This window comes from Streptomyces sp. NPDC042364, assembly GCF_056437585.1.
In genome coordinates this window covers 122,858-137,843 of the sequence record NZ_JBWKAJ010000005.1, presented here as the reverse complement: position 1 = coordinate 137,843, position 14,986 = coordinate 122,858, and the positions used below count along the sequence as shown (strand labels likewise).

General features: G+C 71.0%; 15 protein-coding genes and 1 pseudogene. 9 read left to right on the top strand and 7 right to left on the bottom strand.

Annotated features, from left to right (window positions below):
- Nucleotide 1 precedes the first annotated feature (1 nt).
- The 4 genes from AC067N_RS12415 to AC067N_RS12400 all read left to right on the top strand — a co-directional run bounded on the left by AC067N_RS12415 (nucleotide 2) and on the right by AC067N_RS12400 (nucleotide 2,224).
- Complete coding sequence (locus tag AC067N_RS12415; protein WP_478678842.1) at nucleotides 2–490, top strand: N-acetyltransferase family protein; 489 nt, start codon at nucleotides 2–4, stop codon at nucleotides 488–490.
- A gap of 4 nt (nucleotides 491–494) precedes the next feature.
- Entirely contained in the window at nucleotides 495–1,028 is a 534-nt protein-coding gene (gene cpt, locus AC067N_RS12410) for a chloramphenicol phosphotransferase CPT (RefSeq protein WP_478678841.1), read from the top strand.
- A 118-nt stretch (nucleotides 1,029–1,146) separates the two neighbouring features.
- A complete protein-coding gene (locus AC067N_RS12405) occupies nucleotides 1,147–1,530 on the top strand; it encodes a DoxX family protein (RefSeq protein WP_478678840.1) in 384 nt (127 codons plus the stop codon).
- Between the two features lie 52 nt (nucleotides 1,531–1,582).
- Nucleotides 1,583–2,224 (top strand): class I SAM-dependent methyltransferase, encoded by a 642-nt coding sequence (locus AC067N_RS12400; protein WP_478678839.1) that lies wholly within the window; start codon nucleotides 1,583–1,585, stop codon nucleotides 2,222–2,224.
- A 72-nt stretch (nucleotides 2,225–2,296) separates the two neighbouring features.
- Here the strand turns inward: AC067N_RS12400 and AC067N_RS12395 are convergent, their stop codons facing one another.
- The 3 genes from AC067N_RS12395 to AC067N_RS12385 form a co-directional block, all read right to left on the bottom strand.
- Nucleotides 2,297–3,880 carry a sodium:solute symporter family protein gene (locus AC067N_RS12395; RefSeq protein WP_478678838.1) on the bottom strand — a complete coding sequence of 528 codons (1,584 nt, stop codon included), beginning with the start codon at nucleotides 3,878–3,880 and terminating at the stop codon, nucleotides 2,297–2,299.
- A gap of 198 nt (nucleotides 3,881–4,078) precedes the next feature.
- Entirely contained in the window at nucleotides 4,079–4,885 is an 807-nt protein-coding gene (locus AC067N_RS12390) for an SDR family oxidoreductase (RefSeq protein ID WP_478678837.1), read from the bottom strand.
- Between the two features lie 322 nt (nucleotides 4,886–5,207).
- Complete coding sequence (locus tag AC067N_RS12385; RefSeq protein ID WP_478678836.1) at nucleotides 5,208–5,450, bottom strand: GntR family transcriptional regulator; 243 nt, start codon at nucleotides 5,448–5,450, stop codon at nucleotides 5,208–5,210.
- A 151-nt stretch (nucleotides 5,451–5,601) separates the two neighbouring features.
- On the opposite strand from AC067N_RS12385, the gene AC067N_RS12380 reads away from it, so the two are divergent.
- From AC067N_RS12380 to AC067N_RS12365, 4 genes and pseudogenes are all read left to right on the top strand, one after another.
- Nucleotides 5,602–5,961, top strand: a complete 360-nt coding sequence (locus AC067N_RS12380; protein ID WP_478678835.1) for a hypothetical protein — start codon at nucleotides 5,602–5,604, stop codon at nucleotides 5,959–5,961.
- A gap of 65 nt (nucleotides 5,962–6,026) precedes the next feature.
- Nucleotides 6,027–6,203 (top strand): hypothetical protein, encoded by a 177-nt coding sequence (locus AC067N_RS12375; protein WP_478678834.1) that lies wholly within the window; start codon nucleotides 6,027–6,029, stop codon nucleotides 6,201–6,203.
- Nucleotides 6,204–6,587: 384 nt separating this feature from the next.
- Nucleotides 6,588–6,752 (top strand): annotated as a pseudogene (locus AC067N_RS12370) (helix-turn-helix domain-containing protein); the annotation flags it as partial.
- Nucleotides 6,753–7,038: 286 nt separating this feature from the next.
- Nucleotides 7,039–7,320 carry a hypothetical protein gene (locus AC067N_RS12365; protein WP_478678833.1) on the top strand — a complete coding sequence of 94 codons (282 nt, stop codon included), beginning with the start codon at nucleotides 7,039–7,041 and terminating at the stop codon, nucleotides 7,318–7,320.
- A 558-nt stretch (nucleotides 7,321–7,878) separates the two neighbouring features.
- Here the strand turns inward: AC067N_RS12365 and AC067N_RS12360 are convergent.
- The 4 genes from AC067N_RS12360 to AC067N_RS12345 all read right to left on the bottom strand — a co-directional run bounded on the left by AC067N_RS12360 (nucleotide 7,879) and on the right by AC067N_RS12345 (nucleotide 11,674).
- Nucleotides 7,879–8,736: a hypothetical protein gene (locus AC067N_RS12360; RefSeq protein ID WP_478678832.1), complete on the bottom strand. Its 858-nt coding sequence runs from the start codon at nucleotides 8,734–8,736 to the stop codon at nucleotides 7,879–7,881.
- Between the two features lie 235 nt (nucleotides 8,737–8,971).
- Complete coding sequence (locus AC067N_RS12355) at nucleotides 8,972–9,181, bottom strand: DUF397 domain-containing protein (protein ID WP_055537993.1); 210 nt, start codon at nucleotides 9,179–9,181, stop codon at nucleotides 8,972–8,974.
- A 263-nt stretch (nucleotides 9,182–9,444) separates the two neighbouring features.
- Complete coding sequence (locus tag AC067N_RS12350; RefSeq protein WP_478678831.1) at nucleotides 9,445–10,305, bottom strand: helix-turn-helix domain-containing protein; 861 nt, start codon at nucleotides 10,303–10,305, stop codon at nucleotides 9,445–9,447.
- A gap of 610 nt (nucleotides 10,306–10,915) precedes the next feature.
- A complete protein-coding gene (locus AC067N_RS12345) occupies nucleotides 10,916–11,674 on the bottom strand; it encodes a GOLPH3/VPS74 family protein (protein ID WP_478678830.1) in 759 nt (252 codons plus the stop codon).
- A 263-nt stretch (nucleotides 11,675–11,937) separates the two neighbouring features.
- On the opposite strand from AC067N_RS12345, the gene AC067N_RS12340 reads away from it, so the two are divergent.
- Nucleotides 11,938–14,769 carry a D-alanyl-D-alanine carboxypeptidase gene (locus tag AC067N_RS12340; RefSeq protein WP_478678829.1) on the top strand — a complete coding sequence of 944 codons (2,832 nt, stop codon included), beginning with the start codon at nucleotides 11,938–11,940 and terminating at the stop codon, nucleotides 14,767–14,769.
- Nucleotides 14,770–14,986 lie beyond the last annotated feature (217 nt).

Below are 14,986 nucleotides of genomic sequence, written 5' to 3'. Positions count from 1 at the left end.
CATGGCGGACTGGACCCTGCGCCGGGCCTCGGCGGCGGACGCGGAGTCGCTGGCGGAGCTGCGGGCCGTGGTGATGCGCCCGGACCTGGAGCGCCTCGGCCGCTTCGACGAGGACCGGGTCCGCCGGCGCTTCCGTGAGGGCTTCGACGCGGCCCACACCTGGATCATCGAGGTGGGCGGCGCACCCGTCGGCTGCGTGGCGCTCCGCCCCGCCGCCGACGCCCACCGGCCGGTGCCACGACAGGCCGCGGTACTGGAGCACTTCTACCTGGCCCCGCACCTGCACGGCTCCGGCATCGGCACGGCGGTGCTGCGGGAACTGCTGGACCGCTGCGACCGGGACGCCACCGTGGTCCGCCTGAACGTGCTGCGGGGCAGCCCGGCCCGCCGACTCTACGAACGGCACGGCTTCACCACGGAGTCCGAGGACCCGGTGGACGTGTTGATGGTGCGCCCCCCGCGGCCACCCGCGTCCGTGCGGTTACGGTGACGCCATGAGCACCAGGATGATCATCCTCAACGGCGGTTCCAGTTCGGGGAAGTCCGCGATCGCGCGCGGTCTGCAGGCCGTACTGCCGGACCCCTGGCTGGCGTTCAGTGTCGACACCCTGGTGGACGCGATGCCCGAGCGGATGCGGTCCTCGGACGAGGGCATCGACTTCGCGGAGGACGGCGCGGTGAGCACCGGCGCCGACTTCCAGGTGCTGGACGCGGCCTGGGCGGCGGGTATCGCGGCCATGGTCCGCGCGGGCGCCCGTGTCGTCGTCGACGACGTCTTCCTGGGCGGTGCCGCCTCCCAGCGACGCTGGCGCGACGCCGTCGGCGACCTCCCCGTCCTGTGGGTCGGCGTCCACTGCGACAGCGCGGTGGCCGCGGCCCGCGAGGCCGCCCGCGGCGACCGCCCCCACGGCATGGCCGCCCTCCAGGCCACCCTGGTCCACGAGGGCGTCACCTACGACCTGGAGATCGACACCACCCACACCGCCGCCCTCGTCTGCGCCCACACCATCGCGGCCCGCCTGGACTGAGGGTCGCTCCGCCGGGGCTCGGGCGCCCCCATGTCACAAACGGCCGCCCCGTCTCGTCTCGTTGGCGGACCCCGCCGCGGTGGCCGGGTCCGCCGACGAGCGACGGGAGTGAACTGCCATGGACCTCGCCCTCTGGATCGGTGCGGGACTGCTGGCCGCGGTGGCGCTGACCGGCGGTATGACGAAGACGTTCGTGCCGAGGGAGAAGCTGGCCGCGGCGCCGGGCGGGGGATGGACCGCGGGGATCGAGCCGGGCCTCATCAAGGCCCTCGGCGTGCTGGAACTCCTGGCCGCCCTCGGCCTGGTCCTGCCCGCCGCACTCGGGGTCGCGCCGGTCCTGGTGCCGGTGACGGCCGTGTGCTGGGTGCTGCTGATGATCGGCGCGATGATCACCCACGGCCGGCTCGGCGAGTTCCGGTTCGTGGCGCTGAATGTCGTCTATCTCGCGCTCGCGGCTTTCATCGCCTGGGGCCGCTTCGGTCCCGAGTCGTTCGCCGCCTGACCTGGCGGAAAACGGTGGTCCGCGTGCGGGCCGGGCTCTAGGGTCCTCGCTTGTGACTGGACTCCCCTCGCATCTCGGTACGACCGCGGCCGCGTACGACGACATCGCCGTCCTCTACGCCCAACTCGTCAGGGACGAGTTCGACTCCCTTCCGCTGGACCGGGCGATGCTCGCCGCGTTCGCCGACTCCGTGCGGGCCGTCGACGGCGGGCCGGTCGCCGAGCTGGGGTGCGGCCCCGGCCGCGTGACGGCGTATCTGCGGGACCTCGGGCTCGACGTGCTCGGGATCGATCTGTCACCGGTGATGATCCGGCTGGCCCGGGAGTCCTACCCCGACCTGCGGTTCGAGGTCGGCTCCATGCACGCGCTCGACCTGGCCGACGACGAGCTGGACGGCATCGTCTCCTGGTACTCGGTCATCCACGCCCCGCCGCGCGACGTGTCCTCGTACGTCGCCGAGTTCCGCCGTGTCCTCGCGCCCGGCGGCCATCTCGTACTCGGCTTCTTCGAGTCGGAGGGCGGCCCGGTCACCGAGTTCGACCACAAGGTGACGACGGCTTACCGCTGGCCGATCGACGAACTCGCCGCGCTGACCGCGGAGTTCGGCTTCACCGAGATCGGCCGCATGCTCCGCGAGCCCCGCGAGGGGGAGCGGTTCCGGCGGGGACACCTGCTGATGCGCCTGGACAAGTAGCCCGCCGCACGCTGGAGGGCCGCCCCAGGATCCCCCGCCCGGAGCGGCCCCCTGCATACGAAGCGCGCCGTCCTAGACCCCCGTCGGGCTGGCCGCGTCCTTCCCCGAACCCGGTCCCGGAGCCGGTACCGCCGCCGAGGTTCCCGCGCCGCCGAGACCGTCGCCGTCCGTGTTGATCTGCTCGATGACGGCGAGCCGCTCCGGTGTGTCCTCCGGCTTGACGAAGCCGATGACGATGTACAGCACCAGCGACACCGCCAGCGGGACGGACACCTGGTACTGGAGCGGGACGCCGCCCTCGACGTTCCAGTGGATCGGGTAGTTCACCAGCCAGAAGGCGAACAGCCCGCACGCCCAGCTGGTGAGCGCGGCCGTCGGCCCGGAGCGGCGGAACGGCCGCAGCAGCCCCAGCATCATCGGGATGGCCATCGGTCCCATCAGACCGGCGACCCACTTGATGACGACGGTGATGATGTCCTTGAACGCCGGGGAGTTGACCTGTGTGGCCGCCGCCATGGACAGGCCGAGGAACACGACGGTCGCGATCCGGGCGACCCGCAGCCCCTGCCCCTCGCTCCAGGCCCGCGCCCGGCGCCAGATCACCGGCGCGCAGTCGCGGGTGAAGACGGCCGCGATGGCGTTGGCGTCGGAGGAGCACATGGCCATGGTGTGGGAGAAGAAGCCGACGATGACGAGGCCCAGCAGACCGTGCGGCAGCAGCTGTTCGGTCATCAGGGCGTAGGTGTCGGAGCCGTCGCCCTTCTCCGAGGTCACCAGCAGCGGCGACATCCACATGGGGAAGAACAGCACCAGCGGCCAGACCAGCCACAGGACCGCCGACAGCCGGGCGGAGCGCTCGGCCTCGTACGGGGTGGCCGTGGCCATGTAGCGCTGGGCCTGGTTGAGCATGCCGCCGTTGTACTCGAAGAGCTTGATGAAGAGGAACGCGAGGAGGAAGACCGTGCCGTACGGGCCGACGAGGGGTTCGCCGTGGCCCGCCAGCTCGGGACGGTCCCACACGCCGAAGAAGCCGCCGTAGTCGTCGAGTCTCACGAAGACGGCCACGAACATCGCGATGCCGGCGAGGAGTTGGATGACGAACTGGCCCAGCTCCGTCAGCGCGTCCGCCCACAGTCCGCCGATCGTGCAGTAGACGGCGGTGATGCTGCCGGTGATGAGGATGCCCTGGTTCAGGGACACCCCCGTGAACACGGACAGAAGGGTCGCGATCGCGGCCCACTTCGCCCCCACGTCCACGATCTTCAGCAACATCCCGGACCAGGCCAACGCCTGCTGGGTCTGCAGGTTGTAGCGGTTCTTCAGGTACTCCAGCGGGGACGCCACATGCAGACGCGACCGCAGCCGGTTGATGCGCGGCGCGAACAGCTTGGAGCCGATGGCGATACCGAGGGCGATGGGAAAGGACCACGTCACGAAGGACGTCACGCCGTACGTGTACGCGATGCCGGCGTACCCGGTGAACATCACCGCGCTGTAGCCCGACATGTGGTGCGAGATGCCGGACAGCCACCACGGCATCCTGCCGCCGGCGGTGAAGAAGTCGCTGACGTTGTCCACCCGCTTGTGCGACCAGACGCCGATCGCGACCATCACACCGAAGTAGCCGATGAGCACGGCCCAGTCGAGACTGTTCATGGGCCCCCTTCCAGGGTCCGCCGCCAGGGTCAGGCATGTGAACGGTCAGGCATGTGAACTCTGGGTTCCGTGGCATGGTCACGGCAAGGAAGGGGTAGGTCAAGAGGGGGTAAAAAAGTTCTGCGCGATGACCCAGGTTCATGTACATGAACGACCGGGTGGCTGAAAACGATCAGCCCCGCATCACCGGGGACCGGCTCAGCGCATCAACTCCCCGGCGTTGACGAGCAGCGACTGACCGGTGATCGCCCGCGCCCGGTCGGACGCCAGGAAGACCACCGCGTCCGCGACATCCCCGTCCGTGGCCAGCTCCGGCAGTGCCATGCGCTCGGTGAGCCGCGCCAGCACCTCCGCCTCCGGGACCCCCTCGCCGTGCGCCGCGAACCGGACGTACGCCTCCACCGGCGGCCCCCACATCCACCCCGGCAGTACCGTGTTGACCCGTATCCGATGGGGCCCCAGCTCCCGTGCCAGCGAGTACATCGCGCTCGTCAGCGCCCCCTTCGACGCCGCGTACGCGGCCTGCCGCACCTGCGAGGGCGCGGCGACCGCGGACTGCGTCCCGATGATGACGACGGACCCCCCGCCCGCCTCCTTCAGGGCCGGCAGGCAGGCCCGGGTCATCCGCAGCGTGCCCAGCAGGTTCACGTCGAGGACCGCCTGCCAGGTGGCGAAGTCGGCGTCCTCCAGGCCCCCGAAGCAGCTGTCCCAGGCGGCCACGTGCACCACCGCGTCCACACCGCCGAACCGCTCCCGCGCCAGCGCCGCGAGCGCGTCGCACTGCGCCTCGTCGGTGATGTCCGTCGCCCGGTACGCCGTGTGCGCGCCGTCCGGGTCCAGCTCCGCCGCGGCCTTGGCGAGGTTGGCCTCCGTGCGCGCCCCCAGCACGGCGTTCCCCCCGTCCCGTACGACCGCCGCGGCCACCCGGTGCCCCAGCCCCGCACCGACGCCCGACACGACGACGGTCTTGCCGCTCAGCAGTGGCGGTTGCAGTGGCAGGGGCATCGCTACCTCCAGGGTGGGGCACTTCATCTGACGAGGCGTCAGAGTATGGCCGTCCGGGAGAGGAGGGAAGGGAAGCACCGATGTCCGACTGCCCCCGATCGCCATGGCCGAGGCGCACCTGGGCCACGAGTAGGCGTACAACAGCCGGTAGTTCCGGAGCACTTCTGGTGGAGGGCCCGAAAGCCGGGCACATCGGCACGCTCATCGGCCGGGCCCGCGCCTGACGGTCGCGTCACGGCCCCGGCCGACGTACTTCCCAACCGGCCGGGGGTGCTTGGTGGTCCGCAGATCGGTCGCAACTGACGCCCTTGGCGGCGCGCTCTTACTGGGATTGTTCGGGGAGTTCGCTGACGAAGGTGCCTACACCAGGGTGCATCTGTGCGAGGCCCGCAGTTCGCAGCTCTGTCAACACGCGTCGTGCGGTCATCTGTGCGATGCCGAACTCGCCTTGGATGGCCAGAACGCCAGGCAGTTGTGACCCGGGCGGATAGGTCCCGTCCTCGATCCGCCCCTCGATGACCGCATAGACCTGCTTCCAGCGTGGTACGTCCGGCTCCCATTCCATGCCTTGGACGCTAGGCGGCCCTATCAAGATGAGCGAGACGAGTTCGCCAATATCGACTAGCTACCCTAGCTAGCTAGGTCTACTCTGTGCAGAGAAGACCCCGGCGGCCTTGCAGGGCCCCGGGGCATGGCCACCAGCCTCTGAGGAGCTGATGACAGTGAGCATTATCCACGCCTTCGCGCGGTGGATCCTGGGCGTACTCGCCCCCGGTACCGGCAGGCGCAGGGCGGGCACACGCCCCGCCGGGCAGACCCTCGCGCATATGCCGGAGGCGCCTGGCGCGGCTGCGCCGTGGCCCCCGGTGCTGCGGTCGCCGTACGGTGTCGAAGAGCCGTTGCCCGGTGAGGCGACGGCCGTGGTCCGGCCGTATGTCGTTCTCGCCGAGCGGGAGCGGGCGCTGGAGTGTGAGCGGGCGCGGCAGCGGCGGCGCCGTGTCGCGATGGTTCTCGCGGCGGACTTCGGTGTCGACCTCGACCTGCATGTGGTGGGCGCCGAGGCGGTGGCCGGATGAGTGGGTCGGGTGAGCGAGGCGAGCGCCCAGGGGCTGTCCCGGGTGGGACGCGGGTGCCGGTGCGTATGTGTGTCCGATGCTGTGCGATCACCGATGCGCCGGTCGTCGTCTCGGTGGTGCACCAGGGTTCCGGTCCCGGCTTCACGGTGTACGCGTGCCGGGACTGCGCCCCGCACTTCCCGCGCGTGCCGGATGTGCTGTCGCTGCCGCCGGAGGCCGGCCGCGGCGAGGGCGAGAGGTGAGCGGCGGGCCCAGGGCCGGGGTGCCGACCTTCGACCGCGCTCCAGGGCACGGCCCGGTGCGGCAGGCGTGTCGTCGGAGCCGCGAGATGCCGCTGCCCGGGACGGCCGTTTTGCTGCCGGTGCGGAGCTGCCCGTGCTCCTCCCGCACGCACAGGCCGGGGGATGACCGGTGAACGCCGGAACGCCTCCCGAGCCGGGCGCGTCACGCCTGACCCTCAGCGTCTACCGCCTCGACGGAGACGGACGCCGGGTCGGCGTGGTGGGGCCGACCGCATACGCACCCGGTGCGGCTGCGCTCCCGCCGGTGTCCCTCGGGTGGCCCCCGTGCCGCTGCCCGCGCTGCCGCACCGGCCACGGCCCACGCGGCCGGTAGCGGAAGCGGAAGCGGAAGCGGCGTACCTCGGCCTCACCCAGGGGCGGGTCTCGGCCATCGAGAAGGGTGCGCTCAGCCGCTCCGAGGTCGACACGCTTGCCGCCTACGTCGAAGCCCTCGGTGGAAAGCTCAAGCTCGTGGCCGGCTTCGGCGACGAATCGCTTGTGCTGGGGTAAGGCTGTGGACTTGAAGGTTTTCGTCCGGGCCTGGGCGCGAGGCATACCTTGCGCTCAGGGCGCGTAGAGGCGGCAGTTGAGGAGTAGGAGTGTCGTGTCCGAGCCCCGGATGGTGAGGGAGCGGGAACTCGAACCCGAGGTGGATTTCCACGGGATGTGCCTACAGGATGCGGAGTCCGCGTCGGTTGCGTATCCAGGTGGCCGCGTCATGGACGAGGGCGTGTTCGTAACTGCTCACCCTGGGCGGGTCGATATCGAGAGTGCCGGTCATACTCACACGCCGACGATGACCGCTCAGGTGTGGGACGGTGAACCGCCCGTGGACACCAGTCGCGTGTGGGACCAGCGAGCCGACACCGCCGTGCGGTCCGCGACGGGAACCCTGGAGGTGTGGGCGGTGGCGTACGGTCCGATTGAGGATGTGATCGAACTGGGGGCTTCCGACCGGGCCTGGCATGTGCGGGTCTACTGCTCGGGGCGAGATGAGGTGGCCCGCGTCATCGAGGAGGAAGGCATCGCCGAGGGCGTCGAGCGCTACCTCGTGCAGTTCTGGCCCCAGCAGACGTGAGAGTCGGCCCTGTGGGCATACGCACCCAGGGCCGACGGGCATGCAACTCCTCTTCCGCACTGACCAGGGATCACGGCGAGGACTACCGCCCGGTACCAGTTCCGCGGGACGCAGCATGACCGCGGGGCGTGGCGACCGCGCCGCACCGCCGGCGCCGGAGGGCCACTGGGAGGTCCGGTTCGCCGACGCGGCCTCGGCCAAGGGCTGGGAGAGCCTCGCCCGGCAGGCCGGGGAGAACACCTACCGCGCCTCTGGATCACTATGCGCACCGCCCCCGGACCGGCCACCGAGACTCCCCGGCATCACCGCCTCGAGGGCAGTCTGGCGCGCACCGGATGCACCGCGGGCGGACCTGTGAGTAGTGGCAGATCGCGGTGACCGCGGCGGCCGCATCCGGTACCTCCTCGACACCGCCCGGGAGACCTGCTGGATCACCTTCGCCGGTACGGGGGCACCCACGAGCCACAGTCCGGGGCTGGCCCCGGGCAGAGCTGGGGTGAACGCGACGGCGGGAATCGGGAATCGGGGGCGTGCGCGTCGGCCCTGGGGCCTGATGGTTCACCGCAGCTCGTCCACGTACCGGTCCGTCCCGGGCACCGTCGGTATGAACGGTGCGACGAGCTGCACCTCGCCCAGCCCGGAGGCGGCCACCTGCGTGTCCAGGTCCGCGAAGTGCTCGTGCCAGGCGGCGCGGGGATCCTGCTGGAGGAACCACAGCAGGGTCAGCCGGGTTCCGACGCCCTCGACCTGTTTGACGTAGGTCATCCGGTCCAGCGGCAGGGGTGTCGGCGTGAAGACGGCCGTCATGGCGGCGGGCGAGCCCGCCAGCCGTTGCGGGAGGTGGTCGTCGCGTAGCCAGGCGAGCAGTTCCGCACGCCTGGCGGGGGAGTCGCTGTCGATGACCTGGACGACGAGTCCGGAGTAGGGGTGGTCGAGGGCGTGGATGTCGCGAGGGCCCCCGCCGCCGTCGCGGTAGACGGTCGCCGCGTGGTCCTGGAAGGCGGTGAAGACGTGCGTACGGTCCTGGAAGACGCGGTCGTCGCGGTTGAGGCGCTTGTTGATGCCGACAGTCCACCGCATGTGGTCGGCGTAGCGGCCGGCGGTCATCCAGTAGACGGATATGTAGCACCCGGCCGTCACCGGCTGTGCGACGGCGGACTTCTCCGGATATCGCAGGAGTTGCAGGTCCCGGGTGGCGACCCAGCGGCGCCCCGCGTACATCCAGGGCATGGCCATCGCGCCGGCGATGAAGTGGTCGTCCTCGTACCAGCGGTTGTATTCGCGCTCCCGGCCCGGGTGCGGTTCGACCATGGTGATGAGCGCGTGCCCGAGGTCGGCTCCGTAGGGGCCGACGGCGGCCAGTTCGGCGTACAGATGGCTGCGGGTCTCGCCGGCTTTCGGAGTGTCATCTGTCATGGGACCGGTTTAGCTGACGGATCGTCAGATGTGGAGAGGTGGGCCCGCTCGACTTCGCCCGAAGTGCAGCGATGGTGCTTCGGGTGGCGACCGCACATGGGTCGGGTGGGCGCGGAGCCGGTGGGTACGGCGGGCGGGCAAGGCCGAGCCCCCTCGGCCAGGACGGCGGGCCGGTCGAGAGGGCTCTGTCAGTTGGTCTGTCTGCAGTTGGGTTCCTGGTGGGGGTGAACCATGGTCACGCGAGGTCGAAGGCTCCCCGGTTGACCCCGGTGACGAACGCGTTCCACGAGTCGGCGGGGAACGCCAGGGTCGGACCGTCGGAAACCTTGGAGTCACGCACGGAGAGTGCCGCGACGACAGGGGACTTGACCTCGACGCACGCGCCGTTGCCCGTGGAGTACGAGGACTTGACCCACGTGTCCGTGGCGCCTTGCTGAATTGCCATTTCTGCTCCGCTAGCCGGTTGGTCGTTGAGTTGCTGTCGCCGAACCGTGGGAACGCGCCCGTTCCCGGACCCCACAGTTCGGTTTCCGCCAAGGTCATTGATTTCCTTGACGTGATCGACGCTACTCGCCAACATCCGGCGACGAAGCGACTATTCACTCGTGCGAGTGGCATATTCCCCTTGAGTCTTCCCCCTCGAGGGTGCCGAGGTGTATCTTCCGTCCCTTTCAACCCGTCGGGGGTCTGATCAGGACTGCGCAGGGGCTACAACCGCGCATACTCCTTCGCGATGTCCGCGATGAACTGGCGGGATTGATCCACATTCAGGGCCTGCGCCCTCAAGTGCTCGTACATCACGCTGTACTTCTGGACGTCGGCGGGCTTCTCCAGATACAGATCGCTGGTGACGCCCTCGATGTAGACGACACTGGAATCCGAGGCGTCCGGGAACTCCAGGATCGCGTACTGGCCGTTGAGACCCGGATGCGCTCCCATGTCGAAGGGGATCACCTGCACCGTGACATGCGGGAGTCGGGACTGCTCGACCAGGTACTCCAGCTGTTCGCGCATGAGGGAGCGGTTGCCGACCACCCGGCGCAGCGCGGCCTCGTCGAGGACGGTCCACAGCCGCAGCGGGCTCTCCGGCGCGGAGATGCGTTCCTGTCGCCTCATCCGCACCTGGACCCGCTTGTCGATGTCGCCGGGCGTCGTCTCCGGCAGCGCGCCCGCGATGAGGGCCTCGGCGTACGGACGGGTCTGGAGTAGGCCGGGGACGACCTGAGGGTCGTACACGCGCAGGCTCGCCGCGTCGGTCTCCAGACCGATGTAGACGCTGTACGGGACATCGCCGAACGCATGCCACCAGCCCTGCTGGCGCGAGTCCTTGGCCATCTGCATCAGCGAGTCGACGACCCGCTGGTCCTCGACCTCGTAGACCCCGCAGAGGTCGCGGACGTCGCGCTGGCTGATGCTGCGGCGGCCGTTCTCCAGACGGCTGATCTTCGACTGGGAGACCAGCAGCCGCTCGGCCACTTCCTCGGCGGTCATGCCCTTGAGCTCACGGAGCCGGCGCAGCTCCTGGCCCAACCGGCGTCGCCTGACAGTGGGATTGACATTGGACGCCACGGGACGTGCACCTCCGGCTGCGGGCCTCTACCTTGCGTATCTGCTGTTGAGCAGATTGCCACCAAGGCGCCGAGTACCGCTGGAAAACAGCGGATATGCGCTGCACACGCGCCGTTTCCGCCGTGGTTTTTCCGCCGTGCGGGGTTCTCCGCCGAAATGTGCGGCCGGCACCGGGACATGCGGCCGCGCGGGGCGGCGAGGCCCTGTCGTACGGACCGGCCCGACCGGTCGACGGATCGACCGGTCGGGCATGTCCGTACGGCCTCGCACGCCCCGCGCGATCCAGCGGCTCCCGAACCGGGTCCCGGTGTCCCGTGAGGCGGTTCGGTCCGGCGCTGAAGGTGCGAGTGTGCGCACGGTGCGCCCTGTGGTGCGGGTGGTGCGGTAGTGCGGTGGTGCGCGTCGTGCCGTGGAACGGGTGGAACAGACGGTGCGGCCGTGCGTGGTCTTGCGCGGCGCGGGTGGCACGGGCGGTGCCGCGGGTCGCGGCTCCGGTTCCGGTGTCTCACCCGGTGTGCTGCGTCGGTGCGTTGCTGCGTCGGTGCGTGGCTGCGCCGGTCGGTGGTGCGCCGGTGCGTGGACGCGCCGTGCGGTGTCGTGCGTGGGTCGGTCAGTGCGCCACGACGCGTGCCATGGAGCCACGGCGCGGCTGCATCGGAACGCCGCGGGCGGGTTCCGGTGCGGGTGGCCTGGCGCCGGGTGCGGCCTGGCGGCCGGCCGGTGCCGGGCTGCGGCGCGGCTGTGCGGCCACGCCGTTCTGCACGTCCATGACGGCGTGGGCCACCAGGCCCCCCATGGGGTCGTGCCGGATGAGGTCCCTGAGCCGGGAGCGGGACGAGCGTCCCTCGTTCCCCGGGTACAGGTGCTTGCCGAGGCCCACGGCGTGGGCCAGTGCGGCGAGCGCGGCCGTCCGCGGGTCCGGCGGTACGCCGGTGCGGATCGCGGAATCCAGCCGGGCCCTGATCTCCCGGCTGATGGCCGTGTCCGTCGCCTGGTAGCGCGTCGTCGGCAGCACCCCGCACATCTGGCCCGCGACGGCGTGCACCATGCCGCAGCGCTCCAGGTGTGACAGGTAGGTCTGGCGCAGCCCCAGCCGGGGCCCGCCGATCCAGTGCACCGCACGGACCGGAGCGCCACGCCTTCGCAGCAACTCCAACGCGCAGTCCAGTGTTGGATCTCCAGTCGGCCGTGGGGACACCACGGCGATACGATCCCCGTCTGGGGCTATCCGTCCGGCCAGCGCCAGCTCCACTAGCTGCGCTCCGGCCAGACCAAGGTCGAGCGACTGCGGCTGCGCAGTGGTACCCGTGGCCGGGTCCAATGCCAGCAGCAGAAGCTCCTCCGGAAGTGTTCTGCGGCTCCTGCCCATCCATGCCTCCCCGCGTGGATGAATGACAGGGTGACCCCTCTCACATTGGTCTGTCGAGGGTGCGTGACCGGAATGTAGTGGAACCGGTAGGTATGTCGTTCTCGTCTACCGCAGGGGTTAAGCCCGCACACAGGACACTGGTACATGGTTCGGACAGCGGCGCGGCGCGGTGGTGCGTGTGGTGGTTAGTGTCCGGGCGGTGGGTTTCACGGATCGGTAGGGCGCGCGTCCCGAGGGTGGGCGGCGCGCGGGAGGAGGCATCGGTGGCGGGCACGTCCCCCGACAGGTCGAAGCGGTACGAGTCGTCGGCATCGTCGGCGTCGGGGAGCGAACCGCCGATCCCGGAGGCCCCGGGTTCCGGCCCCTCCACCCCCTCCCCGGACCCGCGCCTCTCCCTCTCCCGGCCGACGCCGCCGGACCCCGCCCCGAAGCCGGACCAGGTGACGGCGGTCTTCTCCCGCCGCGCACTGCTGGAGCCGGCGGAAGGCGAGGGCGAGGCCGACAAGGCCGACACGGCGAAGGCCGACTCGGACGCGGAGGCTGCCGGGAGCGCCGGGAGCGCCGGGTCGGGGAGCGACTCCGACGCCGCCGACGGGACTTCGGCTGCGGCCGGGGCGGACGAGGCCGAGTCGACCGCCGCTGACGAGGACTCCGCCGGGTCGGACGGCGACGGGTCGGGTACGACCGGTGCCGGCGACGGGGAGCGGGACGAGGTGGATGCGGCCGTCACCGCCGTCACCGTCGACGCCGACGACGCCGACGACGCCGACGACGCCGACGACGCCGACGGTGACGGCGGTGACGGTGACGCCGCGGTGAGCGCGGAGCCGAAGGGCGACGCGGCGGCTGAGGCGGGTGACGCAGCCCCGGAGGACGGGGAGGCGGAGCGCTCGGACGCTGGGGCGTCTGCCCCGGAGGCCGCCGCCCCGGAGGCCGCCGCCGAGGCCGATGGCGGATCGCCGCGCGACGGCGACAGCGGTGCAGCGGAGCGCGCGGGCGCCGGGTCCGACGCGGCTGCCCACGCTCCGCGTGACCGCGGACCCGAGCCTGGCCCCGAAGCCGAAGCCGAAGCCGAAGCCGAAGCCGAAGCCGAAGCCGAGACCGAAGCCGGTGACGTGGACGCGGGTGGCGACGGCGCCGAGGTCGGAGACGAGGGCTCCGCCGAAGGCGGGAAGGTCGACTCCCGGACCGCGGTGTTCCGCGTCGGCCCGGGCACACGGCCCGCCTCCAAGGCCGGTTCCGTTGCCGCGGCGTCCGAGACCACCCCCGGCATCCCCACGGCCGACGCCGACTCCCGTACCCCGGCGGCGCCCAAGGGCGGCTCCGGTGTCCAGTTCGCCAAGAGCGGCTCTCGCGCCCGAGCCGAGGCCGAAGCCGAAGCCGATGCCGAAGCCGATGCCGAGCCGCCCGTGGACCAGGCGACCGCCGTCTTCCGCGCGCCGCGGCCCCCTGCGGTGGACCAGCCCACCACCATGCTCAAGCTGGGCGGGGCGGCCCCCAAGACCACCGGCGACGACACCACCGACGAAGCCGCGGAGGACGGCAAGGGCTCCCCCGGCAGCGAAGGCACCGTCCGTCTCGACGGCACCAGTGACGCCAAGGCCGCCCCCGAGGACGCCAAGGCCGCCCCCGAGGACCCCAAGGGTGCTCCCGGCCGTGACGGTGCCCCCAGCGAGCGGACCAGCAAGTTCGTGGCGCTCAAGTCGCTGGACGAAGCCGCCCCGTCCCGGCCCGCGCAGCCCTCGCCCGCCGAGGCCACCCGGACCGTCCCCCAGGTGGGCCCGGAGCGGACGACACAGCAGCCGCTGCCGCCGAAGCCCCCGCTGGACCTGCTGGCGGAGCTGACCAACACGCCGCCGCCCCCGCAGACCCCGCTCAGGACGGCCGTCCGCCGGGTCAAGATCTGGACCCCACTGGTCATCCTGCTCGTGATCGTCTTTGCGGTCGTACAGAACTTCCGCCCGCTCCCGGCCGCCGCGCTCGAACTGACCGCCAAGGAGTCGTACGCCTTCGAGGGCGACAAGGTCGCCCTGCCGTGGCCCAAGGAGGGCCAGGGCTGGATGGACGTCAACGGCATCGGCACCATGGACAGCTTCGGCGAGCAGAAGCCCGTGGCCATCGGCTCCGTCGCCAAGGCGATGACCGCGTACGTCATCCTCAAGGAACACCCGATGAAGCCGGGTGAGAAGGGTGCGACCATCCCGGTCGACGCGAAGGCGGAGACCGAGGGCGGCTACGACAAGGACGGCGAGTCCACGCTCAACACCGTCAAGGAGGGCGACAAGCTCTCCCAGTACGACGCCATCGCGGCCATCATGATTCCGTCCGCGAACAACATCGCGCGACTCCTCGCCCGCTGGGACGGCAACGGTTCCGAGGCTGCCTTCGTCAAGAAGATGAACGCCGCGGCCAAGGACCTCGGGATGAAGAACACGACGTACACCGACCCGTCCGGGCTGAAGGAGACGACGGTCTCCACCGCCGAGGACCAGGTCAAGCTCGGCAACGCGCTGGTGAAGATGAAGGCCCTGACGGACATCACCAAGCTGCCGGTCTGGTACGACCCCTCGGGCGCGAAGTGGGACAACTACAACCGTCTCGTCCCCTACAACAACGCCATCGGCATCAAGACCGGCTCCACCACGGCCGCCGGCGGCAACCTGCTCTTCGCGGGCACGAAGGAGGTCGGCGGAGAGACGGCGATCGTCGTCGGCGCGATCCTCGGCCAGCACACCCCGCCGATCATCGACACGGTCAACGCGGTCAGCAAGACGGCCATGCTGGCCGCCCAGGACGCGCTCACCTCCGACACGATCCTGAAGAAGGGCGACGTCGTCGGCTACGTCGACGACCGGCTCGGCGGGCGGACGCCCGTCGTCGCCACCAAGAACGTCTCGGCGGTCGGCTGGGCGGGCAAGACCGTCAAGCTGCGGCTGGACGCCGCCGAGACCCTCCCGCACGCGGCGAAGGCCGGCACCGTGGTCGGCTCGCTGACCATCGGCGACGGCACCGGCGACGGCGTCGAGGTCCCGGTGGCCCTCCAGAAGGACCTCACGGAACCCGGTTTCGTCCCGAGGCTCACCCGCGTGAGCTGACCCGCACGGCCCGCACGGCCGGCACAGGCGACACGGCCCGCACGGCCCGCACGGCCCGCACGGCCGGCACAGGCGACACGGCTCGCACGGCCGGCACGGCTCGCACGGCCGGCACAGGCGACACGGCTCGCACGGCCGGCACAGGCGACACGGCTCGCACGGCCGGCACAGGCGACACGGCTCGCACGGCCGGCACAGGCGACACGGCTCGCACGGC